The organism is Desulfogranum marinum (genome assembly GCF_016918565.1).
GTDB lineage: Bacteria > Desulfobacterota > Desulfobulbia > Desulfobulbales > Desulfobulbaceae > Desulfogranum > Desulfogranum marinum.
The window spans coordinates 98,223-120,792 of record NZ_JAFFQD010000003.1 but is presented as its reverse complement, the minus strand read 5'-3'; the positions used below and the strand labels follow the sequence as shown (position 1 = coordinate 120,792).

Below are 22,570 nucleotides of genomic sequence, written 5' to 3'. Positions count from 1 at the left end.
GTTCATGAATAAGGCATTGATCTGGGTAGGTGTGATCTGCATCTGTATTGGCGCCTGCTGGCCGTGGATAAAGCAAATTCCTTTTGGTCGTTTTCCGGGCGATATCATCATTGTTCGCGAAAATTTTCGGTTTTATTTTCCGGTGACGACCTGCCTGTTGTTTAGCGTGATCATCTCTGTTTTGATCTGGTTTTTCCGAAAATAGACTTCAGTTGAATCATGTAATGGAAGTGAACAAAGACAGGCAAAGCTCAACGGAAGAAAACGTGCCTCCATCTTGGGGAATAACGATTGGCGGCTATTGTCGTCACTGCCAAAAGGACCATCGCCTGGAGGCAGGACCTGCGAGACAAGCCTGCCTGGACCTGATGACCAACCTGAGGGTACATCAACGCATAGATTTTCAGGTCCCTCCCCATCAGAGTAATCCACTGTGCCGTACAGACTATTTGTTTGGAGAGGCAAGGGGAAAGATGTTTGGTGCTCTTGTAGGGAGAGATGAACTGGGTAGGGAAAAGATCTTTTATGCTTTTTCCGGTCAATACAATGGTCTTTGGTCTGTGGCTGACTGGGTAGAACCTGTGTTTGACACTGCGGCCTTTGTTAATGTGACCGAGGACGGTGAGCGGGAGGTGAAAAGGCTGACTCGGGAGATCCGCCGTCTTTCGCCTCAATCTGATCGGCGCAAAGAACTCGTACAAAAAAGGCGGCGGTTGTCTCGGCAATTGATGCAGCAGATTCATGGCTTGTACAGGGTGACTAATTTTCGGGGTGCCGGCGAATTGTTAACTGACATTTTTAATGGTGAAAATGGCCCGCCTACCGGTACAGGTGATTGCTGTGCGCCGAAACTCCTGCAACATGCGGCCCTGCATAAGATCGTGCCTGTGGGGCTGGCTGAATTTTACTGGGGTAAAGAAAATGCGTCTCGCTCACGACAACACGGATTTTTTTATCCCTCCTGTGCAACAAAGTGCGAACCTATTCTTGGCTTTTTTCTCTGCGGGTTAGAAAGCGATGTGTAGTCAGCAAAATCTAGAAATTTTGTACCTGGAACCATCATTTGCCGTGGTGAACAAACCTGGCGGTATGCTCGCTGTTCCCGGACGAGGTGCGGATAAACAAGACTGTGTTGTCACCCGTCTGCAAAAGAAGGTATCGGAATGTATAACACAGCCGGCAGTGCACCGATTGGATATGGCAACCTCGGGACTCATGGTGCTCGGACTGACGCGTACGGCGCACCGGCATCTTTCGTTGCAGTTTGAAAACCGTACCGTGATCAAACGATACGTTGCTGTTGTCGATGGTCTGGTGGATGCAGAAGCAGGGAGAATAGAACTGGCTTTCAGGCTAGATCCGGATAACCGGCCACACCAGGTCTATGATCCTGAATGCGGAAAGCTGGGAGTGACCAAATGGAGAGTTCTGCAACGTTTTCAGCAGCGGACAAAGATTGAATTTTTCCCCGCGACAGGGCGGACCCATCAACTCCGGTTACATTCCAGTCATTCTAAAGGCCTTGGACATCCCATTGTAGGTGACAGCTTATACGGTGATGGCCACCGAGGAGACCAGATGCTGCTCCATGCAACAGGGTTGCAGTTTGTCCATCCGGAAACAGATCGAGTACTTTGCTTTTTTTCTGCGCCGCCATTTTAGACGCCTTTAGCGATTACAAAGATTAACAATGGTTATGGTTTCGGTCTCCAGTTTGATCTCGACGCCAGGGTAAATGGAGCTGGGGGCAGCCAGCCGGTCCTTGTTCATCCTGTACAGCTTTTCCCTTTCTTTTTCGTTGCAGAAAAGACGATGGGCAATGGAGCTGAGTGTGTCTCCGGGCTGAATGACGTATGTTTCGACCGTACCTCGTGCTTGCGGGGGAGTGTTGGCTGTTTTTTTATCAGGCAGGCTGGTTGACGGTGGCGGAAGGAGGCCTACCTGCTGCCGCGGAACGGAGACGGGCTTTTGCAGGGGCAAACTCTGTTGTCCGTTTATTGTAGTTGTGGTGCTGGTTTTGGTACTTATAACGGCAGCAGGGATTGGCGCTTCTTTTATCTGGGATACTGAGCCGGGGCTCTTGGCTGTCTCGTCAGCCGGTGGTTTTACAGATGGCCGTTGGATGTTTGTAACCTCTAATTGGGGTGGTGATGAGGTGGCAACCTGTATTTTTTTGAGTAGGTTCGTAGCCGTTTTTTTTGGGGGAATTACTTCAGGTTGTCGTAGAGGTGAAAAGGGCGAGTTGCCGATAAGCCATGCAGAGATGCCCAGCAGAGTGGTCAATAGGCAGGCGATCTTGAGTGTTCGTGTCGTAGGGCGAGCTGGTTTAGCTGGCGGGAGTGGCTGTGTCCGGCGGAGTGATCTGTTTTTTAAGGCCCGGGTGAGAGCGACCGTGTCATGCATTCGGGTGAGCATTGTGCCCAGGTCGGGCAGATCAGTTGCAATTTTTTCAGCCTGATGAAGCAACCGTATACCTTCCTCTACATTTCCTTTTTTTTCTTCAGCATTGGCCTGGTTCATCAACGCATCTGCCGCAGCCTTCACCTCCGCAATGGCTTGCTGCAATGCGGTGCGTTGTTCACCCGTAATGGTGTCAGGGTGCAGTTTAAGCAGGGTGCCGGCCTCGACAATGTGGCCTGCTGCTATTTTTTTCTTAATTAGAGCAATGTTGTCTGACACCCGGATAGTCCTCTCATGTGAACGTTTTGTGAGAGAGTATAGCACATCTCTGGGGAGATAGATGCGTGACCGTAAAGAATTCTATTGATGGTACACTGATTGAGGAGAAAGAGGGAATAAAAAAAGGGGGTGCCCTGTAGGTACCCCCTTTTGACTAACGAGTGATTTAAAACTTACAGCAGATGCTTGATAGCGTCTCTTTCGCCTGTCAGTTCGTCTTGAGTTTCCTGCATACTTTTACGGCTGAAGTCACTAACTTCAAGACCTTCAACGATTTTCCATTCACCGTTTTCAGTGGTGATAGGGAAGGCGTAGATGATATCTTCATCAATGCCGTAAGGGTTGCCGGCACTGTATACACCCATGCTGACCCATTTGCCTTCGCTACCCAAAGCCCAGTCTCTCATATGGTCTACTGCCGCAGAAGCTGCAGATGCCGCACTGGAAGCGCCCCGGGCTTTGATGATAGCGGCACCGCGTTGCTGGACAACAGGGATAAAGTTGTCCACGTTCCATGCATCGTCGACCAAACCTTTTGCAGCTTCGCCTTTAACGGTGGCATAGCTGATATCTGGATACTGGGTTGCAGAGTGATTACCCCAAACAACCATTTGCTCAATGTCGTTGGCGTGAGCACCTGTTTTTTCAGCAAGCTGAGATTTGGCACGGTTGTGATCCAGACGCATCATAGCTGTGATGTTGCGTGGATTGAGATCCGGTGCATTTTTCAGTGTGATAAGGGCGTTGGTGTTTGCAGGGTTACCAACAACCAGTATTTTTACGTCAGGCTTGGCGTTATCGTTAAGTGCTTTACCTTGGGCGGAGAAAATCTGGGCATTGGCTTCCAGCAGGTCGGAACGTTCCATTCCTGGTCCACGAGGACGAGAACCAACTAAGAGACCAAAATCAATATCTTTAAATGCGACGTTTGCATCATCAGTGGCTACAATGCCGGCAACCAATGGGAATGCACAGTCGTTAAGTTCCATAACAACGCCATTGAGCGCGCCCATTGCAGGCGGAATTTCCAAGAGCTGGAGGATAACAGGCTGATCAGGACCAAGCATACTGCCGCTGGCAATGCGGAAGATGAGGGAGTATGCGATTTGACCTGCTGCGCCGGTAACGGCTACACGTACTGGTGCTTTCATTTTTTTCTCCTTACACTAAAGTTGTCTTAACAGCTGGTAGCCCAAAACGTATCGGGATCTACCGTAACGTAAACAAAAATCCTCAAGATGAGGCATTATTACCATTTATAGTCAGACAATGGTGTGGTTGCCCGGAAAGGTTGATAAGTGGATACACCCTTGCAGATCCTGTGTTTAAAAATAAAAAAAAGAGACACAAGAACTCCAGCCCACATATACCCTTTCATATGCAACCAGCCGTTATTGATACAAATCAATGGGTAAAAAGTCAAGCGCTCATTGTTGAGCCGTGCAACATGTTGAAATAGCATGGTTTTTTGGAAGGCGTTTATGAATTATTATTCATTGTTGTCTGCTGATGAAATGGAATAATAGTGGTTGACCGTGTATGAAGTACTGCCTTGAGTAATTAAAAACGTTTTTGCAGCATGGTACGCACTTCCTGAAGAGTAGCATCGGGGTGGGTGTCAAGGAAAGATGCAATGGTATGGGCAATATAGGCTGTGGAAATGGAGGTGCCGGCAAAGAGCATGGGGGTATTGTCTTCTTTTTGAACAAAAGGTGCAAAACCAGCAGCCTGTACCTCAACAAAAGGGCCAAAATTGGAAGACTCCCACGGGGTTCCATCCGGCTTTAAGGCGCCGACGCCGATAACATTTTCAAAGGCGGCAGGGTAAATGGATTCACCTGTAGCTTCGTTGCCCGCGGCGGCCACCAGAATGAGATCGTTGGCGTTTGCTGTTTGAAGGGCCTGATCAAGAAACTCGCTTTTTGTTGAGCCACCCCAGCTCATGCTGACCACCTTTGCATGGTTGGCCATGGCAAAGTCAAGGGCCTGGATGATGCTGAAATTAGAGGTAACCCCATTTTGATCAAAGACTCGTACCGCTATTACCGGTGAGGTGAGTTGGTCGGCCTGGTTCGCACTTACACCTAATGGGGACACTGCGCCTGAAGCAAGCTGCGCCATCTGGGTGCCGTGCCCTGATGGGTCCTGAATTTGTGAGTATGGCTGTACTGCATCGTAGGTGGCAGCGACCCATGGCAGTGAAAGAGCTTCAGGGGTAAGTCCTGAGTCGAGCACTGCTATGGAGTGGGAGCTCGAAGTGGGCAAGGCGGCAGATCCACCTTTTGCAGGCAGGGAGGCTTCGACCAAGAAGGGCGAGGGGCGAATGGTATAAGCAAAATGAGGTTCTGTTGAGGCTACGGATTCAAGCTTTGCTACCGTCGACAATAGAGCCTCTATGTCACTGTCGAGCGGGAATGATACTCTGCAAAGACCAGTGGCGTCAATTTTGCCGAGGATGCGACCGCCAATGCTGCGTATGTGTTTTTGGAAAAGGGCGTCAGAAACACGCGTTTTTTTTTGAATGAGCAGTTCACCCGCAAGAATAAGCGATCCCGTGGTGGGATGGCGGATGGTACGGAAAGCATGCGATCTGTTGAAAGGTTCCATCCGGTGCTGCATGCCGGGAGCGAATATTTGTATTGTATGTGGGAGAAAATTGTGGTCTCCATCCTTTTTCCAGGTAATCACATGGTTAACAGGGCGAAGCAGAGCCGGAAGTCCTTGGCTGAAGGGGACGTTTTTCAGGTGGACTGAAACCGTTGGGTTTATTGTGGGGTCTGCCTGTATGTCTACTCCATGGATTGAGAGTTCTGCCAGTATCTGTCGCAACGGGGTCTGGTCGGCATGGAGTGTTATGCGATCGTTTATGAACCGGATGTGTATGTCTTGTGATGAGACAGTTGAAACACAGGAGAAGGTTGCTAAACAACATAGAAAAAGCCAGCTGAAAAAAATACGTGGGCTATATATTGAAAATATTGAGAAACAGTGAGCCCTTAATCCCAAGAGAGAGGAAATGTATGGGGGGGCCATATTCTTTACATATTGTTGGTGGGGGTCGAATTGGGCATGCTGTAACTAGGGCTGCTGTCAGAATAGCGATCAGCAATTACCATCATCAATGTTTCAAAGGTAAAGCCCCATACAAGCCCCTTGGACGCAGGAAGACACGGGAAAAGTCGCTGCGGACAACGTGGACTCATGGGACGCTGGATGATGTTGGTGTCGTCAGCCGCATATCCCAGTTGCAGCCATTCGTGGGCACTGATTTCTGTTTCCTGCAGTTTGATGGGGGGGCGATGGGTAAGCTCAAAGAGATATGTTGTTACCGGGGTGGGGATTCCAAGATGGTTGCCGGCTTTACGCACTGGGTACTTTTTGATAAAAGAATGTGATGCTAATTCCACGCCGCACTCTTCATAGGTCTCCCGGAGACAAGTGTCCAGAAGGGAGCTGTCTGATGAATCTCTTCGGCCTCCGGGAAAGGCATACTGGCCTGACCATGGGTCTTGAGGGTTACTCGTTCGTTTGAGCACTAAAACCTGAGGGGTAGGGTCGGTGCTAATGATGGTTGCTACGGCTGCTTCTCTCAAATCAGGACCTACGCATTTAGTACAACAACAATCTTTTACAAAGATATTTTACGGATACATATTAAAGATATACAATGATACGGATTATGCAATCTTAAAAATTAATGCAGGTGCAGAGCAGGTTGAGTATCTATTTGAAAAAAATGAGGGAATTCCGACGTTCTTTTTTGCCGGTGCAATCAGGGGTGACAAAGGGTTGCCATGGGTCTATTATGACCGTTATCTCTTTTCGAGAGTTTTTCTTTTTTTTTTCAATAGATACTTAGCAAGATAACAGGGTTGTATCCGCCAAGATACCTTATGTACTATTAGAACTGTTCTTGTCCGAAGTGCATGGCAGGAGAGTGAGGGCTACAAATATGACATTTGATATGATAATAGTTTTCGGCCTGCTGGGGTTGGCTGTGATTCTATTTATCTTTGACTTGTTACGGGTTGATCTCGTCGGGTTGTTAATGATGGTGCTGCTGCCATTGACAGGTGTTGTCTCTCCTGAAGAAGCCGTTGCCGGGCTCAGTTCCAATGCGGTTGTTTCCATCATAGCAGTGATGATTTTAGGTGCAGGATTAAATAAAACCGGGGAGATGAACAGTGTTGCTGCTTATATTATTAAGGTTGCAGGCCGAAGTGAAACACGGATTATGCTCATTGTTTCATCAACCGTATCGGTTATATCAAGCTTTATGCAGAATATAGGCGCTGCAGCTCTGTTTCTGCCGGCGACAATGCGCATCTCCCGAGAGTTAAACATAGCGGCAAGTAAGATTTTGATGCCCATGGGATTTGCGGCTATTACAGGGGGGTGTCTCACCTTAGTCGGTTCAAGCCCTTTGATCATGCTCAATGACCTGATGGCCGGTTGGTGGGCCAATAACAGCGAAGCTGTTCATGGTGCTCCTTTTGTTCCTTTGGGATTGCTTTCTGTTACCCCCATCGGGATTGCTCTGCTGATCGGCGTACTTGTTTACTTTCTTTTTTTGGGCCGAAAACTACTGCCAAGTGATGCCTGTTCCCTTGATGAAGATTGCATGGATAAGAGGCTCGAAGAAATTTACGGCCATGATGTCGGCCACAGCTATGAGGTGCAGGTTCCGTTTACTGCCTCTTCGGCAACTTTGGGTGAGTTGGAATTACGACCACTTTATCATCTAACAGTCATCGGTATCGCTAAGCAAGGTGGACGTGAGAAGATCCTGGCACCGATGCGGGATTCTCGTATTGACCCTGGAGATTCTTTATGGATCATGAGCTCAAATAGCAATATCAGGGAGGCTGCCGGGGAACTGTCGTGGAAAGTCAAGGATGAACACGATATTTTTGCCAAGGAAAATTCAAAAGAAGAAAGCGGGGTTGTTGAAGGGGTCGTCATTCCTCAATCCAATCTGAGTAATCATAGTATGGAAGATCTGCGGTTCCGGGAGCTTTTTCAAGTCAATCCCCTTGCAATTGTTCGGGTGAAGAGCTGATCATGGAGGAGATTAACATAACGAAACTCAGACAAGGCGATACCATTCTTCTTCAGGGAAAATGGCCTCAGTTTCGTTTGCTGCAGCAGAAAATGGATGTTGTTTTTATTGAGGAAATACTAGGTGAAGAGTTAAAACCGGATCGTATTCGATGTGCTGTCTTTTTTCTTTTCCTTTCCCTTGTCTTGGTTCTTGTGTTCAATGTCAAGCTTTCCATCGCTCTTCTCACGGGGGCACTGGGAATGATATTGACCCGTATTATCCCTGCCGACAGAGCCTATGAAGCAGTTGACTGGCGGACGGTTTTTCTTCTCTCCGGTCTTATCCCGCTGGGTACAGCCTTTGAAAATACAGGCGCTGCAGCATATTTAGCGACCACGCTCTTAGATTCAATCGGAACCCCTGGGCCTTTACTGCTTATGTTCGTCATTTCTTTGCTCACGGCCTTTTTTTCGCTGGTTGCCTCAAATGTTGGCGCTGCCGTGCTGATGGTACCGTTGGCAATGAATATGGCTGCCGGCATTGGCTCCAATCCGGTGGTGGCCGCAATGGTGGTGGGACTTTCAGCTTCTAATACATTTGTGCTGCCGACTCATCAGGTTAACGCTTTGATAATGCGTCCCGGTGGTTACAGAACAAAAGATTATATGAAAACCGGTATCGGAGTCACCATAATGTATACCTTTATTCTTGTGGGCTGCCTGGGGCTCTTTTACTCAATTTGAGGTGAAGAAATGGGAGAGAGAAGAATCCAAAAAGAGAGTAGTCGGGAGGTGCCGGCATTTTTGTCTGATTTTTGCTGGGCATACAGCTTGATCCTCTCTTACCAACAAATGCTTAACGAAAAGGATACCTATAACCAATGAGTCAATTACAATTATTACCTTTGCCCGGGTATAAATCGTTTGCCGGTCCTGTCGTGACCATTATTCTTGATGGCGTTGGGCTTGGTCCTCAGGATGCCAGTGATGGTGTGCATGTTGCTTACACTCCTGTCTTGGACGCAGTTTTGAAAACCCCGCTGGCAACCCGTTTGAAGGCGCATGGTACGGCAGTCGGGTTACCCAGCGATGACGATATGGGTAATTCAGAGGTCGGGCACAATGCCTTGGGTGCCGGACGCATTTTTTCCCAAGGAGCTAAGTTGGTTAATGAGGCACTCCGTTCCGGTGCGGCCTTTCAGGGGAAGTCGTGGGCCAAGGTTCTCGCCCGTGCGAAAAACGGAGGGACACTCCATCTGATAGGAATGGTTTCCGACGGTAACGTGCATAGCCACATCGGCCAGTTGTTTACTCTATTGGAGGAGTGTGCCCGTAGCGCATTGGAAAAGGTCAGAGTACATGGTCTGCTCGATGGTCGGGATGTGGAACCAAAAAGTGGGTTAAAATACTTCGGTGCTCTGGAGGAAAAGTTAGAGCAGCTTTCCGCACCAGGTGAGCGGGATTATCGTATTGCTTCCGGAGGTGGACGGATGGTGACCACTATGGATCGATATAATGCCGACTGGCAGGTGGTTGAAAGGGGCTGGAAGGCACATGTGCTCGGTCAGGGGCGTTATTTTGCTTCGGCTACGGAAGCAATAGAGACTTATTACCGTGAAGACCCTGCCATGACAGATCAGTACATGGACAGCTTTGTGATCGTGGAGGATGGCAATCCTGTTGGAACCATTGAAGATGGAGACGCAGTGATCTTGTTTAACTTCCGCGGTGATCGAGCTATTGAAATATCCAGAGCATTTGATGAGCCCGAATTTACAGCCTTTGATCGTCAGCGTTACCCTGATGTGTATTATGCCGGCATGATGCAGTATGACGGAGATGCGAAAATACCAAACAACTATCTGGTGGATCCCCCGGAGATAGACAAGACTCTTGGTGAGTATTTTTGCAATAACCATATTACCTCTTATGCTATTTCAGAAACCCAGAAATTCGGTCATGTAACTTTCTTCTGGAATGGGAACCGATCCGGTTATATAGATGAGAAACTAGAAACATATGTCGAAATCCCATCGGATAAAATTACCTTTGATCTGCGCCCCTGGATGAAAGCAGAAGAGATTACCAGCGAAGTGATCAAAGCGGTAAAGAGTGAAAAGTATAAGTTTATCCGTCTTAATTATGCCAACGGGGATATGGTAGGTCATACCGGTGTTGAAGGTGCAGTGCGGATAGCGGTGGAAACCGTGGACCTTTGTCTGGGGCGATTGCTCGCCGCCGTCAAGGCTGTAGGCGGGGTCGCAGTAATAACTGCCGACCATGGTAATGCCGATTGCATGTGGACCCAAAAAAACGGTGAACAGTTGCCAATGGTGGCCCATACCAAGAATCCAGTCCCTTTTGTTATTGTTGATTATAATCAGGCAAATAGTTTCACTCTGACCAAGATCGAGTCTGCTGGTTTGGCTAATGTTGCCGCGACCCTTTGTAATTTGTTGGGGTATGAAGCTCCAGTTGACTATGAACCTTCTTTGGTTGCATTGTGTGAAAAATAAGTAATTCCTTGCGGTGAATGTTTCTCTGCGGCCCGAATGAAAGCCGGCACGTTAACCGATAAGAGCTCTTGACAAGAGGTGCCCGTTCCACCTGTGGGTGATGATGAATGAGACTTTTATTCATGTCACCCTTTTGTACTTTTGAAGTTCCCCTCTCTCTTTGTTGTCCTGTTATTTTTTGGTAATTGATTGGTAGTGGCCAATCGTTAGTAAAAGTTTGTTTTCGTTAGTTTGCTCTGCGTGGTTTTGAGCGTTCTCTTGTTACTTGGCAACTAGTGAGGATATGGTTATATATCTACCAGATATGTTTTGTCTTTTTGTGGTTTCGCTGTATGCTGCCGGTATATAGCAGGTTGGACTATTTTTTGAGGTGATGCAATGTATGATGTCAATGCGGGTGATGTGTTGTGCCGGGTGGACACATATAAGCTTTATCGCTCAGATAGAACCCTGACTATTAAGGTGCAGGAGGTGTTGACCGAGAGTGTTTACAAGTTCAGGACCATTCCCTGTGTACAGCTTGTCGAATCTTCTGAGCAGTATCAGGGTATGGGAGGGACAGGTGAAGAAGCCCTCAATGATTGTTTGGTAAAAATTAAACATATGCGTTTGGTGGAGGGGTTCTTCCCTTGATCACTGCGCGGGTATTTTGAAAAAACATTTTTCAAAATATCCAATGACGATAATGGGAGATGTAACAGGGCTTGAGCTGGGGATGAGAAGACGGCATTTGTAGGTATGAGCGAACAAAGATTGTTGAAGAAGGAACAACGCGGTTTCTTAGGTAGCTAACCTTACAGGGGGACGGAGATGCACATACAACGCGCTATGATTTTGATTTGTTTCAGCCTTTTCTTTTTGCTTGTAATCGTTGAAGGCTACGCAGCGCAAGCTGAAAGTTCTTTTAGCGGTACCTGGAGTGCTAATGGTACCAAGGAGGGCTTGTCTTTTGGCAAAGACAGGGAGGTCGCACTTTTTAAGTTGGCTGGTCTCGTGCACCTCCAGGACAGTGTTGGTACTCAAACGGATTATTGGTCAGAGTGTATTGGCCTTGGTGACACCCAAAACGGAAGTGATATCAGGTGTGTCTGGAGAAGCCTTGATGGGCAGCAAGTGTATATTGTACTCCAGGCTAAACAAATGGCAGAGGGAACACTCGTTACCGGCGAGATTGTTGGTGGCACAGGCAATTTGGCAGGGATAAAGGGAACACTTGGTTTTCAATGGTCCACCTTGTCGTTTCAAGGGACAGGTAAGCTCGAAAGCGTGGGAGGATATGCCAAAGGCCTGAAAGGCACCTATATATTACCCTAAACAGGAATGTATCAATGAATAATCAAATGCTTTCGCTTTACTGCATGAGAGGAAGGAGGATTTATGTGGGTGCTTGAACTGTTGGTTGTATTGCTATTTATCTGGCTGGGAGCTCGGTTGGGCAGTATTGGTATCGGTTTTGCCGGCGGCTTTGGTGTACTTGTTCTTGGATTTGTATTTGGGTTGGAGCCGGGCAGTATTCCGACCGATGTTATTCTCATCATAATGGGAGTGATTGCAGCAATTGCCGCCATGCAGGAAGCGGGCGGTCTCGACTACCTGGTCCATATTGCAGAAAAGGTGCTCAAAAGTAATCCTAAATACATTACCTTTCTTGCTCCGGTTGTCACCTATGTGATGACCATGTTTGCAGGTACCGGACATACTGCTTTTTCCACCCTGCCTGTGATTGCCGAGGTTGCCAAACGTGAAGGCATCCGCCCCTCCCGACCACTGGCCATTGCCACCGTCGCTTCCCAGATTGCTATTACCGCCTCTCCCATCTCTGCGGCAGTCGTCTTTTTTTCAGCAGAGCTGGAAAAGGTTGGAGTCGACTATGTACAGCTTTTAATGATTGCTATCCCTTCCAGTTTTATAGCGGTTATGCTTAGCGCAGTGTTTACTAATTTCATGGGCAAGGATCTCAAAGATGACCCTGTGTATCAGGATAGGGTCGCCAAAGGCTTGGTCAAGGATGTTACAGAGACCCAGTCGCAAAAGGTAATAACGCCTGAGGCAAAACGGTCAGTCCTTATTTTCGGTATTGCCCTTGCCTGTGTGGTTTTTTACGCGACCGCCATCAGCTCCACGGTTGGTCTCATTAAAGAGCCGGTCCTTGCCCGCGATCATGCCATCATTACCTTTATGCTTGCCGCGGCAACTCTAATTACCATGTTGTGCAAAGTGGAGGCGAAAAATATTCTTAATGCTTCCACTTTTAAATCAGGGATGAGCGCCTGTATCTGTGTGCTTGGGGTTGCCTGGCTGGGAACCACCTTTGTTGCTGCCCATTTGGATGAGATTAATGTGTTTGCGGCCACGCTTCTTGAATCCAAGCCTTGGTTGTTGGCAGTGGTCCTCTTTTTTGCAGCCATGCTTCTTTACTCACAGGCTGCAACCACCAGGGCATTGATGCCCGCAGCGCTAGCACTCGGTGTCAGCCCGGTAGCAGCGATCGCATCCTTTGCCGCAGTGAGTGCCCTGTTTGTGCTTCCAACCTATCCAACTTTGCTGGCCGCAGTAGAGTTTGATGATACCGGTTCCACCAGAATCGGTAAGTATGTTTTTGACCATCCCTTTCTACTCCCCGGTACGCTAACGATTGTTTTTGCGGTAGGCCTGGGCTTTGTGTTTGGCGGAATCATTTTATAATCCTCATTTCCATCGAAAGGAACATCCTATGAAGATAGATAAAAGTGTTATCAGGCAGGCGGCAAAGGCTTCGGGTATCAGCGAAGAAGATTTGATCCTGTTTTTTAAGGAGGGCGAGCGGAAAGTATATAAACCCAATGAATGGCTTTTTCAGGAGTCCACGCCTCGCAAATGGGCTGGGATAATTTTGGACGGGGATATTGAGCTTGTCCGCGGGCTGCATGGTTCTTCGCGTCATGTTGCAACCATGATTGCCGGAGCGCTTCTCAGTGAAGGGGCTTTTTTGGAAGGCGATTCGCACAGTAATGGTGCCTTTACCAGAAATGGAGCGGAAATATGGCAGATATCAAGGGAAAAGATTGAGGCGCTGCGCGAACAGAAGCCGGATATGTTTTACCGGATTATTTCCAGGGTGGCGGTGGGCATAAATCGCCGTCTACGGGTTCTATCAAGTCAACTGTATCATAACAAGCAGGATGTACAGGTGATGAGCGGTTTCCGCCTGGAGCATGATTCTCTCGGGCAGCGGGAGGTGTCTGATCATGTCTACTACGGTGTGCAGACCCAACGGGCCATGGAGAATTTTCCCATTTCCGGTGTGTTTGTCAGTAATTTCGAACACCTGGTTGAAGGGTTGGCCATGGTCAAGAAGGCTGCCGCTTTGACCAACTTTGAACTAGGCGCCATTGACGAACCCAAGATGAAAGCCATCTGCGCCGCCTGCGATGAACTGCTTGCCGGTAAGTTACGGGAACAGTTTACAGTGGATATGTTTCAGGGAGGAGCCGGTACCTCAACCAATATGAATGCCAACGAGGTTATTGCCAACCGTGGTCTGGAAATCATGGGGTACAACAAAGGGGAGTACCAGTATTTGCATCCCAATGACCATGTCAACTGCTCTCAGTCGACAAATGATGCCTATCCCACCTCTATTAAATTGGCTGTACTGCTGTCCAACCGGAACCTGGTCCGGGCAATGACCGGCTTAAAGGAGGCGCTGGAAAACAAGGCCGAAGAGTTTGCCCATGTATTAAAGATGGGGCGTACTGAAAACCAGGATGCCGTACCCATGACACTTGGTCAGGAGTTTAGTGCCTATGCAGTGATGATTGATTCTGCCATCAAGGCAACTGAGCGGGCAGCCTATGAATTTCTGGATATCAACATGGGTGCCACTGCTATCGGCACCGGCATCAACAGTCCTCCTGGTTATTCCAATATGGTCACCCAAAAATTGTCGGAAGTCAGTGGGTTTGAACTGCGAAGAGCCAAAAATTTGGTTGAGGCAACCCAGAATGCCGGAACCTTTGTGGCCATGTCTGCCACATTAAAGCGTGCGGCTGTACAGATCTCAAAGATCTGTAACGATCTGCGCTGGATGTCTTCTGGGCCAAGGTGTGGGCTCAACGAAATCAATCTGCCGGCTATGCAGCCTGGGTCCTCAATCATGCCGGGCAAGGTGAATCCTGTTATTCCTGAGTTGGTTAACCAGATCTGTTACCAGGTCATGGGGTACGACGCGGTGGTTTCCATGGCCGCAGAAGCATCGGAACTTGAATTGTGTATGGCCGAACCCATCATTGCCTATGATTTGCTCCACGGGATGATGATTTTGAAAAACGGTTGCGTTACTCTGGCTGCTCGTTGTGTAACCGGTATTGAGGCTAACGAGGACGTCTGTAGAAACTATGTGGAAAACAGTATTGGCCTGGTCACCGCACTGGTGCCGGTCATTGGTTATGAGCAGTCGGCCGCCATTGCCAAGGAAGCACTTAAAACAGGCGGTAGTGTCTATTCCCTTGTTTTGGAGAAAGGGTTGCTCACCCAGGAGCAACTTGATGATATGCTTCGTCCCGAAAATATGACTGACCCTCGGGAAATTCCGAAAAAATAAAGCGTTACTTTGCCGTTGTTTTTATCATAGGTAATCCACCGATTTTTGGTGGATGCCTGTGATGCATTTTTCAGCACCGAACTTGCTTTCTTGAAGGGTGACATTCTAAAAAAAGAGTATATGATTCAGTTTAGAGCATTAGTATCATCTTCCATCGTACTTCGTATTTTACCACACAGCATGCAGACAACGACCTGCCTGCGGCCATATTTTTAAGCGGTTATTTTTCCGTGAGAAGACGGTCGCCTGGATGAGGCAGTCCTGGTAGTAGTCATTTTCTTAAATCTCATCTTTTTTCAAAGCCTTGCCCTGTCGGCTGACTATAGGAAAAAAGGATGAAAATTATTATTGTTGACATGTTTAGTCGTTTGACTTAATAAATTGGTCTTTCGTTTTTAAATGTAGGTCGAATGTCATCAATAAAGGGCGAATATGGCGCAAACAACGAGAGAACAGCTTATTCTTGCAGGGGGCGAGCTTTTTGCCGAACATGGATATGATGGGGTCAGTACCAGGGCCATTGCAGAAAAGGCTGGTGTTAATCTGGGGAGCATTCATTACCATTTTGGCAGTAAGGAGAATTTATACATAGAGGCCTTTAGGCATGCTATGGCCGAGAAACGTTGCAATGGTTTTTTGGAAGTGCTGGAGGAGAATCCGATCCTTGCGGAACATCCTGCCGGTCAGGCCGAAATTATCCGTACGGCTGTCTTTAGAAATTTCCATGAGTTTTTTAAGCCGGACAAACCAAGGTGGGAACGCCGGTTGCTTATCCGTGAGATAGTTAATCCCTCATCCGCTATGCCGCTTTTAGTTGAGCGTTTATTTATACCTGACATGGAAAAAACCCGGGAGTTTTATCGGAAAATTAAACCCGGGGCCGATGACAAAGAGGCAAATACATGGATGGATATGCTTCATGCCCAAATTGTATTTTATGGAGCAACGGAGCAGATATTTGAGCTGGCTCGAGGTGAGAAAATAACAGATGTCGCCTTTTACCGTGAAGCGGCAAAGACCGTTTCCAGGGCAATGATCCTGCAGCTTGATTTGCCTCTGCCTGAAGATTTAAAGCACTGCTGAACAGTTAGGCATTAATTTTGTACAAGAGATAATGTGATGAAGAAACGGAACAATGTATTGCTGTTACTGGTGGTTTTAGCTGCCATCGGTGCGTTTACCTGGAAGGATTCTCTTTCAAGCATGATGGCTGAGAAAGAGACAGGTCCTCTTGAACTGTTTAAGGCCGCCAGGCCAGTGCCGACAGCATCGGTACAGCTGATGTCAGCAGTTGAAAGTCGTACTTTCCCCGGATCTGTCAGAGCCAAAAGGCGGGTTGAAATAGGTTTCTCCGTTGCCGGGCTACTGGAAGAATTAAACGTGCTCGAAGGGAAAAATATTAACAAGGGAGATGTCTTGGCACGGCTTGATCCCCGGGATTTTCAGCATGCATTAGATGCCTCGCTTGCATCATTTAATGATGCGCAAAGGGCATATGAAAGAGCCAAGGACCTTCATATGCGAAAGGTCATATCCAAGGCCAAATATGATGCTGCGCAAACAGCATATGAAGTAGCGGGTGCGGATTTAAAGTTAAAAAGAAAGGCCCTTGCCGATACGGTTCTCTATGCCCCTTTTGATGGAGTGGTTTCCAAACGGTATGTAGAAAATTATGAGCATGTCAAAGAGCGTACACCGGTAGTTGCATTTAAAGATCTGACAATGATTGAGGTGGTGGCCAAAGTGCCGGAAAGGCTGATTGCTAAAGGCGGTGTAGAGCAGTTTGATGCCATTGCGGTAAAATTTGATGCCGAACAGGATGTTTGGTTCCCTGCTACGATAAGGGAATACAGCGTGCAGTCTGATCCGGTATTAAGAACGTATGAAGTGGTTGTAACTTTATCTCCACCCGCTTCTCTGGAAATTTTACCTGGGATGACAGCCACTGTCCGTCTGCAGAGCACCCTGGAGCCGGCCGGTGTGGCGGCCAGGTTCAGCGTTCCGGTCGAGTCTCTTGTCGGTGGAAATGATGGTAAGTCCTATGTGTGGGTCATTCCTGCCAGTGGCGGTAATCCGAAGAAAACTGAGGTCACTGTCGGTTCTCTGACCAATAATGGGGTGGTTATCCTGCAAGGACTTTCAGGAAAGGAACAGGTGGCAACGGCAGCTGTGCATACCTTGTTGGAAGAAATGCAGGTCCGACCGGTGGCAGACGGAAAAGAGGGGCTTGACGGATGAAATTGGTGCGTTACGCCCTCGAAAAAAGGGCAGTTATTCTTGTGTTGATCGTTTTTCTATTTATTGGGGGCTATCTTTCCTATGAGCGCTTGGGAAGGCTGGAAGACCCTGATTTTACCATTAAGGAAACCGTCATATATACTCTATATCCAGGTGCTACAGCGGAAGAGGTGGAGTTGGAGATAACCGAGCCGCTGGAAACAGCAATTCAGCAGCTGAAACAGCTGGAAGAAGTCCGGTCCATTTCTCGCTCCGGGGTTTCCATCATTTATGCTGAAGTGCAGGATAAATACGATAAGGAGACCCTGCCTCAGGTGTGGGATGAGTTGCGGCGAAAAATTGGTGACGCTGCCAGTGCTTTGCCGCCAGGCAGCTATTCCCCCATTATTAATGATGATTTTGGTGATGTATATGGCATTTTCTTTGCCATAACAGGGGATGGTTATTCGCAACATGCTCTCCAAGAGATTGCAGAAGACCTGCGTAAAGAGCTGCTGCTTTGTGAGGATGTGGGGCGGATCGATTTCTGGGGAATGCAGGAGGAAGTCGTTTATGTAGAGATAGATCGGGTTAAGTCTGCTCAACTCGGTATTCCGCCAGCCGCTATATTCCAGACCATCAGCCAGCAAAATACTGTCTCCGACGCCGGCAAGGTTAAGGTGGGGCCCCACGATGTGCGTCTGCGCGTGTCCGGCGACTATGCAAATGTACTTGATATTGGTGAACAATTGATCCGTTCCGGGGATTCCGGGACCATGATCAGGATCAAGGATGTGGCAACTATAGAGAAAGGGTATCTCGATCCATCGCAGCAGCTCCTGCGACGCGATGGACTACCTGCGGTAGGACTGGGAATATCAACGGTATCGGGCGGTAACGTCGTTACCATGGGTAATGCGGTCAAGGACAAACTGATTGAACTGGAAGGGCGGTTACCGGTCGGGGTGACACTCAATACCATTGCCTACCAGGCAGACACCGTCAATACGGCTGTGAATGGGTTTGTTCTAAACCTTTTTGAAGCTGTTTTGATTGTGGTAGTGCTTCTAGTCATTTTTATGGGCGTGCGTGAAGGTTTTATTATAGGGGGAGTGCTGCTTTTGACTATCCTGGCAACCTTCATTTGCATGTTTATTTTTGAAGTTAACCTGCAGCGTATCTCTTTGGGAGCTCTGATTATAGCCTTGGGGATGCTGGTAGATAACGCCATTGTAGTTGCCGAGGGGATTGTTATTAAACATCAGCTGGGGGTTGACAAGAAGGAGGCAGCAATACAGACCGTTGCTGAAACCCAATGGCCATTATTGGGGGCGACGATTATTGCCATTCTTGCCTTTGCCGCCATATCGCTTTCCAAGGATGTTACCGGTGAATTCCTGGGTAGTCTGTTTCAGGTCATAGGCCTGTCGTTGATGCTGAGTTGGATACTGGCAATAACGGTTGTGCCTTATCTTTGTGTTACGTTTCTCCTTGATCAGCCGAAAAATAATGGCGCCTTGTATGATAACGTTTTTTTTCGTGGTTATCGGGCATTTTTACAGGCTTGTATTACCTTCAGGTGGCTGACGATCTCAGCCGTTATCGGCATGCTTGCCCTTGCCATATACGGTTTTGGTTTTGTGGATCATAATTTTTTCCCTAATTCACCGCGACCGCAATTTACCATCGACATGACTCTGCCGGAAGGTACTCACATAGAGGAAACAGCAGCCCAGTTGAGGAAACTTGAATCTTATGTGAGCTCTTTGGAGGGGGTTTCCGACGTCACAACCTTTGTTGGCGGGGGAGCACTTCGCTTTATTTTGACCTATTCACCGGAAATGCCAAACAGTAGCTATGGGCAACTCCTTGTTTCTGTATCGGACTACCGGCTAAATGCTCAACTTATTCCTGAGGTGGCAGAGTATATCAATACCCATTTCCCTGACGCGGTGAGCAAGGTTGAGGCCTTTAAACTTGGTCCAAGCAGTGAGGCCGTCGAGGCTCGTTTTATCGGGTCGGATATTGAAGTGTTGCGTGATCTGGCGGATCAGGCAAAGGTTATTATGTGGAAACATGAAAATACCAATACTGTCCAGTCGGACTGGGCGGAAAAAGTGAAAGTGGCCTCTGTCAACATGGCTGCAGCACGTTCACGTGAAATTGGTGTTACCAGGCCGGAGATAGCGAATGCGTTGGCTGCAAATTTTGCCGGGACAGCGGCCGGGCTATATCGCGAAGGGGAGGATCTGTTGCCGATTATTGTCAGGCAGCCACTGCAACAACGTTCCGGTATTGACAACCTGCATGAGGTCATGGTGTGGAGTGATGTAGCTGGTCAGGCTGTTCCTATTGATCAGGTGGCCAATGGGAGTGTAACCCAGTGGGAAGATCCGGTTATTCAGCGCCGGAACCGGATGAGGACCATAACCGTGTCGTGTCAGCAGGTAAAAGGTACGGCGGATGCTCTTTTCAGAGAACTTCGCTCAGACATTGAGGCCATTGATTTGCCTCAGGGATATGTTCTTGAGTGGGGGGGAGAGTATGAAAGCTCCGGTGATGCTAATCGGAAATTGATGTCCAAGGTGCCGCTGGCATTTGCCGTGATGTTTTTTATTTCGGTGATGCTTTTTAATACCTTACGTCATCCTGTTATTATTTTCCTCGGCCTGCCATTGGCCTTGATTGGTGTTGCTGCTGGTTTACTCATTTTCAAACAACCTTTCGGATTTATGGCCTTGCTTGGCTTTTTAAGTTTATCCGGGATGTTGATGAAGAATGAGATCGTTTTGTTGGATCAGATAAATATTGAACTGGCCGCAGGGAAGCATCCATATCAGGCAGTCATTGATTCCGCTGTGAGTCGTGTTCGGCCTGTTTCCATGGCTGCATTTACCACTGTTTTGGGTATGGTGCCATTGCTGTGGGATGCTTTTTTTGCTGCTATGGCGGTTACCATAATGGGTGGGCTGACGTTTGCGACCGTATTGACGCTGGTGATTGTTCCTGTTCTCTATTGTACGTTTTTTAGAGTTTCAGAACATATGGATGTTCGCACTGGAAGCACGAAGGTGGAGCAACACGGAGACAGTTGTCTAGTTTATAAGGTAAATTAGCTGCCGGGAGACAGACGTGAACGGTTGGTTTGCCTCAAAGAGGATCCGTTCTGGTGGAGCAAAGATGAAGACAAATGATATTGCCTGCAGCGTGATTGTTTGCGACAGGTGCAAACGGCGGGTAGGAGTAGAGCGGATAAACCTCCTGCCTGGGCATGTTTTATGTTGGAGGTGCCTTGTCGTACGAACTATCTTGTCGGTGTTGAAGAGTGGCGCAACATCTGTTGGTCACTGAAAAGAAGGGTTCGTAGATTGATGATTTTTTTTGGTATGAAATTTGCTATGCTGTAGTTGCTGGACAGCAGCCAAGGAGTGGCAAAGATAGATTTTATCAGTGAACAGTATTTTGAATAACGAGAGCGTTCGTCCATGATTCAGGCATGCTAAAAAAAATGCCACAGGTATTTAGCGAATATTGGAGTCTTCGTTTACCTTGGATGATAATTTATTGGCATAAAAACAAGATTGGGCGAAAAAATAATTGTCTGAGATGGAGTAAAAGAGAAGGATTGTTATGAAGAAAAGGCTCATGGCAGTAGTGATAGTTGTAGCGGGGTGTATGTGGAGCGGGGCATATGATAACGCACTGGCACTCCCGGATCCGACAGAACAGTTACGGCCTTTTGTCGCTCAAATTATACAGGTGTTGAGCGATCCAGGGGATGATGGGGCGGCTGAAAGTAAAGTTGATCGTATTATGGCGGTGGCACAAGAGGGGTTTGATTTTAGAGAGATGTCAAAGCGAGTACTGGGTAGGCATTGGAAGGAAATCTCACCTGAGGAGCAGGAGCAATTTGTAGAATTGTTTACCGAGCTATTGAAATATGCCTATGTAAGTCAAATGGAAAATTACACTAACCAAAAGGTTGAATATGGCAAGCAGAGGATCAGGGGAAAGCGAGCCCAGGTGCAGACGGTGTTGGTCGATGGGGAAAGAAAAATACCGGTTTCTTATATTATGCTGCTACGTGGCGAGCAGTGGAAAGTCTATGATGTGGTAGTGGAGGGCGTCAGTCTGATCCGTAACTATCTTGAACAGTTTCAGGAAATTTTACGCAAAGACGACTTTAAAAACTTAACCCAGCAGCTCAAAAATAAAATTGTTGAATTCCAAAAAAGTGAGACTGTTGGGTAAAAAACACCGGCATGTGTATTATGGGTCGGCTCTGCCGACCAGAAGCGCCTTTTGAGTGCGCCTGGTCGGCGTGAGTTCTAAACATGCGGTAGAAGACCCGTTTTTTTTTAGTGCTGACTGCCTTTTTTGGCTTCCACAAAGTGGGCGGCTGCCAGAGCTGCCGTGGCACCTTCTCCTGAGGCAACGACGATTTGTTTTGCGTATTTTTGTCGTAAGTCTCCAATCACATAAATGCCGGGCATGGTTGTTTCGCCCTTGCAGTCGGTCATGACAAAGCCATCAGCATCCATTGGCGTTCCAGCAGGAATCAGCTGGTTGTTAGGATCAAAGCCAACAAAAATAAAAATGCCGTCTGTTGCTAAACGACTCTCTTCGTTGGTGAGGGTATTTTGCAGTTCCACCTCCGAAACGCCTGTGTCGTCTGCGTTTATTTTTGTTACAATGCTATTCCACAGTATATCTATTTTCGGCTCTGCCTTTATCCGCTTCTGCAGAATCATTCCTGCACGCAGTTCATCTCTGCGGTGAACCAGGTAGACTTTTTTGGCGAGCTTCGCTAAATAGAGTGCTTCTTCGGTTGCAGAATCACCACCACCCACAACAACTACGGTCTTGTTGCGGAAGAAAAAACCGTCGCAAACCGCACAGTAAGAAACACCTTTGCCGTAGTATTCATCTTCACCCGGGATGTTGAGTTTTTTCGGACTGCCGCCAACGGCAATGATGACGGTATGCGCAGGGTATACGTCGCCATTGGCAAGGCGAACGGTATGATAATCCAGGCCCGGCTCTATAGCGGTAACTTCTTCTTGAATAATATCAAGATCATACGATTTGGCATGAGTGAGAAAGTTTTCAGCCAGTTCCTGGCCGGTGATATTTTTAATCCCAGGCCAGTTTTCCACGGTATCAGTCGATGCCATCTGGCCACCAGGTAATCCTTTTTCAATCAGCACGGTTTTCAGTGCCGCACGCTGGGCGTAAATACCAGCCGTTAGACCACCCGGTCCTCCACCGACAATAACAAGGTCGTGCATTTCTTTTTGAGTCATATTTTTTTCCAGTTTCATTTTTGTTCAGGGACGCCAAGGCGTTTGAGAATGATGGCCATGGGGCAAAATCCGGTAAATCCAAATTGAAACAGATTTGCGCCCACAAAGGCGGTAAAGAAAAGCCAGTAGCTGCTTACCCACACTCCCAGTGCGAGACTGATGAGAATGAAAAAACCTGCCATGACATGAATCCAGTCATTAATTACCATAATCTACACTCCTTTGAAAAAGTG

At 47.8% G+C, this 22,570-nt stretch carries 21 protein-coding genes; 15 read left to right on the top strand and 6 right to left on the bottom strand.

From position 1 onward, the window contains the following. The first annotated feature begins 4 nt into the window (after positions 1-4). Genes JWH17_RS03660 through JWH17_RS03650 form a run of 3 tightly spaced genes read left to right on the top strand, consistent with a single transcriptional unit; the run spans position 5 to position 1,662 of the window. Entirely contained in the window at positions 5-205 is a 201-nt protein-coding gene (locus JWH17_RS03660) for a DUF2905 domain-containing protein (protein WP_205221205.1), read from the top strand. A 19-nt stretch (positions 206-224) separates the two neighbouring features. Continuing rightward, the gene (locus JWH17_RS03655; protein WP_205221204.1) at positions 225-1,025 is read left to right on the top strand and encodes a hypothetical protein; all 801 of its coding nucleotides are present in this window, start codon (positions 225-227) and stop codon (positions 1,023-1,025) included. Next, the gene (locus JWH17_RS03650) at positions 1,018-1,662 is read left to right on the top strand and encodes an RluA family pseudouridine synthase (protein ID WP_205221203.1); all 645 of its coding nucleotides are present in this window, start codon (positions 1,018-1,020) and stop codon (positions 1,660-1,662) included. The genes JWH17_RS03655 and JWH17_RS03650 overlap by 8 nt, the downstream gene beginning before the upstream one ends. Before the next feature lie 6 nt (positions 1,663-1,668). Here JWH17_RS03650 and JWH17_RS03645 read toward each other — a convergent pair whose 3' ends face one another. The 4 genes from JWH17_RS03645 to JWH17_RS03630 all read right to left on the bottom strand — a co-directional run bounded on the left by JWH17_RS03645 (position 1,669) and on the right by JWH17_RS03630 (position 6,215). After that, positions 1,669-2,679 carry a LysM peptidoglycan-binding domain-containing protein gene (locus tag JWH17_RS03645; RefSeq protein ID WP_205221202.1) on the bottom strand — a complete coding sequence of 337 codons (1,011 nt, stop codon included), beginning with the start codon at positions 2,677-2,679 and terminating at the stop codon, positions 1,669-1,671. Between the two features lie 173 nt (positions 2,680-2,852). Continuing rightward, on the bottom strand, positions 2,853-3,830 hold the full coding sequence (locus tag JWH17_RS03640; protein WP_205221201.1) for a malate dehydrogenase: 978 nt from the start codon (positions 3,828-3,830) through the stop codon (positions 2,853-2,855). A 409-nt stretch (positions 3,831-4,239) separates the two neighbouring features. Then, positions 4,240-5,508 carry a S8 family peptidase gene (locus tag JWH17_RS03635; protein ID WP_205221200.1) on the bottom strand — a complete coding sequence of 423 codons (1,269 nt, stop codon included), beginning with the start codon at positions 5,506-5,508 and terminating at the stop codon, positions 4,240-4,242. Positions 5,509-5,717: 209 nt separating this feature from the next. Continuing rightward, positions 5,718-6,215 (bottom strand): NUDIX hydrolase, encoded by a 498-nt coding sequence (locus JWH17_RS03630; RefSeq protein ID WP_332468362.1) that lies wholly within the window; start codon positions 6,213-6,215, stop codon positions 5,718-5,720. Positions 6,216-6,243: 28 nt separating this feature from the next. Here JWH17_RS03630 and JWH17_RS03625 point away from each other — a divergent pair, with 28 nt between their 5' ends. The 12 genes from JWH17_RS03625 to JWH17_RS03575 all read left to right on the top strand — a co-directional run bounded on the left by JWH17_RS03625 (position 6,244) and on the right by JWH17_RS03575 (position 21,285). Beyond that, on the top strand, positions 6,244-6,546 hold the full coding sequence (locus tag JWH17_RS03625; RefSeq protein ID WP_205221263.1) for a hypothetical protein: 303 nt from the start codon (positions 6,244-6,246) through the stop codon (positions 6,544-6,546). 85 nt (positions 6,547-6,631) lie between these two features. Beyond that, positions 6,632-7,738, top strand: a complete 1,107-nt coding sequence (locus JWH17_RS23610) for an SLC13 family permease (RefSeq protein WP_232370867.1) — start codon at positions 6,632-6,634, stop codon at positions 7,736-7,738. Between the two features lie 2 nt (positions 7,739-7,740). After that, positions 7,741-8,463: an SLC13 family permease gene (locus tag JWH17_RS23605; RefSeq protein ID WP_232370866.1), complete on the top strand. Its 723-nt coding sequence runs from the start codon at positions 7,741-7,743 to the stop codon at positions 8,461-8,463. 137 nt (positions 8,464-8,600) lie between these two features. Beyond that, positions 8,601-10,235, top strand: coding sequence for a 2,3-bisphosphoglycerate-independent phosphoglycerate mutase (gpmI, locus tag JWH17_RS03615; protein WP_205221198.1), 1,635 nt, complete (start codon positions 8,601-8,603; stop codon positions 10,233-10,235). A 378-nt stretch (positions 10,236-10,613) separates the two neighbouring features. Next, positions 10,614-10,868: a hypothetical protein gene (locus tag JWH17_RS03610; RefSeq protein ID WP_205221197.1), complete on the top strand. Its 255-nt coding sequence runs from the start codon at positions 10,614-10,616 to the stop codon at positions 10,866-10,868. 177 nt (positions 10,869-11,045) lie between these two features. Next, positions 11,046-11,549: a hypothetical protein gene (locus JWH17_RS03605; protein ID WP_205221196.1), complete on the top strand. Its 504-nt coding sequence runs from the start codon at positions 11,046-11,048 to the stop codon at positions 11,547-11,549. Between the two features lie 63 nt (positions 11,550-11,612). Beyond that, positions 11,613-12,920 carry an anaerobic C4-dicarboxylate transporter gene (locus JWH17_RS03600; protein WP_205221195.1) on the top strand — a complete coding sequence of 436 codons (1,308 nt, stop codon included), beginning with the start codon at positions 11,613-11,615 and terminating at the stop codon, positions 12,918-12,920. Positions 12,921-12,948: 28 nt separating this feature from the next. Beyond that, complete coding sequence (aspA, locus tag JWH17_RS03595; RefSeq protein ID WP_205221194.1) at positions 12,949-14,817, top strand: aspartate ammonia-lyase; 1,869 nt, start codon at positions 12,949-12,951, stop codon at positions 14,815-14,817. 432 nt (positions 14,818-15,249) lie between these two features. Then, entirely contained in the window at positions 15,250-15,900 is a 651-nt protein-coding gene (locus JWH17_RS03590; RefSeq protein WP_205221193.1) for a TetR/AcrR family transcriptional regulator, read from the top strand. 36 nt (positions 15,901-15,936) lie between these two features. Then, positions 15,937-17,055 carry an efflux RND transporter periplasmic adaptor subunit gene (locus JWH17_RS03585; RefSeq protein ID WP_205221192.1) on the top strand — a complete coding sequence of 373 codons (1,119 nt, stop codon included), beginning with the start codon at positions 15,937-15,939 and terminating at the stop codon, positions 17,053-17,055. Then, positions 17,052-20,150 carry an efflux RND transporter permease subunit gene (locus JWH17_RS03580; protein ID WP_205221191.1) on the top strand — a complete coding sequence of 1,033 codons (3,099 nt, stop codon included), beginning with the start codon at positions 17,052-17,054 and terminating at the stop codon, positions 20,148-20,150. Before JWH17_RS03585 ends, JWH17_RS03580 begins: the two co-directional genes overlap by 4 nt. Positions 20,151-20,664: 514 nt before the next feature. Further along, entirely contained in the window at positions 20,665-21,285 is a 621-nt protein-coding gene (locus JWH17_RS03575) for an MlaC/ttg2D family ABC transporter substrate-binding protein (protein ID WP_205221190.1), read from the top strand. A gap of 107 nt (positions 21,286-21,392) precedes the next feature. On the opposite strand, the gene trxB is transcribed toward JWH17_RS03575, so the two are convergent. Then, positions 21,393-22,337: a thioredoxin-disulfide reductase gene (gene trxB, locus JWH17_RS03570; protein ID WP_205221189.1), complete on the bottom strand. Its 945-nt coding sequence runs from the start codon at positions 22,335-22,337 to the stop codon at positions 21,393-21,395. A 14-nt stretch (positions 22,338-22,351) separates the two neighbouring features. Beyond that, a complete protein-coding gene (locus tag JWH17_RS03565; RefSeq protein WP_205221188.1) occupies positions 22,352-22,546 on the bottom strand; it encodes a YgaP family membrane protein in 195 nt (64 codons plus the stop codon). Between the last annotated feature and the right edge of the window lie 24 nt (positions 22,547-22,570).